At 70.6% G+C, this 821-nt stretch carries 2 protein-coding genes; both read left to right on the top strand.

Going from position 1 to position 821, the window contains the following annotated elements; all coding sequences use genetic code 11:
* On the top strand, positions 1–242 hold a 242-nt coding region (locus ACFW2E_RS13560; RefSeq protein ID WP_384465860.1), incomplete at its 5' end, for a DUF6529 family protein.
* On the top strand, positions 239–655 hold the full coding sequence (locus ACFW2E_RS13565; protein ID WP_384465862.1) for a Rieske (2Fe-2S) protein: 417 nt from the start codon (positions 239–241) through the stop codon (positions 653–655). The genes ACFW2E_RS13560 and ACFW2E_RS13565, both read left to right, overlap by 4 nt.
* Positions 656–821: the final 166 nt, after the last annotated feature.

Here is an 821-nt window from a genome sequence, read left to right on the forward strand (position 1 = left end):
CGGTGGCGGTGCACTGTCTGTACGCACTGGGCTTCCAGGCGTATGAAACGCGCGTTCTGTGGCACTCCGTCCTGGGTTGCTTCTTCTTCGGTGCCTTCAGCGCAAAGATGCTGCTGCTCCGCTCGGAGCGGCTTCCCGGCTGGCTGTTGCCGATCGTCGGCGGACTGGTGTTCACCGCGCTCACGATCGTCTGGCTCACGTCCGCCTTCTGGTTCTTCCGTACGTTCGGAGTGACGACATGACCCACCGGTCGACGCGGCGCACGGTTCTCGCGACGGGCGCGGCGGCGCTCGCCGCGGGATGCGTGAGCTGCAGCAACTACGGCGAGGCGCAGCAGGACTCCGGATCGTCCGAGAGCGCGTCGGCCGGACAGACGCTGGCGAGGACGAGCGACATCCCGGTCGGCGGCGGCACGGTCTTCAAGGACCGGAAGACCGTGGTCACCCAGCCGAACCAGAACGAGTTCAAGGCCTTCTCGGCCATCTGCACGCACCAGGGCTGCACCGTGGCCAAGGTCGCGGACGGCACGATCGACTGCCCCTGTCACGGCAGCAAGTTCGACATCGCCGACGGCTCGGTTGCCCACGGCCCGGCGACCAGGCCGCTGCCGCGGAAGAACATCAAAGTCGACGGGGAGACGATCCAGCTGGCGTGATCCCCCGGCCGGGACGGCCCTGCGCTCCCGGCCCCTCCAGCCGGACGCGCACCACGAAGTCGTGCAGGGCGTCGTTAGCGCGGGGGGCGGCGGGCCGCGCGCAGGGCCACCGCGCCCCGCGCCCGCACCCGCGCGCCACACCCCCACACCCGCCCACCCCCCCGCG

It is taken from the genome of Streptomyces sp. NPDC058964 (assembly GCF_042741275.1).
GTDB lineage: Bacteria > Actinomycetota > Actinomycetes > Streptomycetales > Streptomycetaceae > Streptomyces.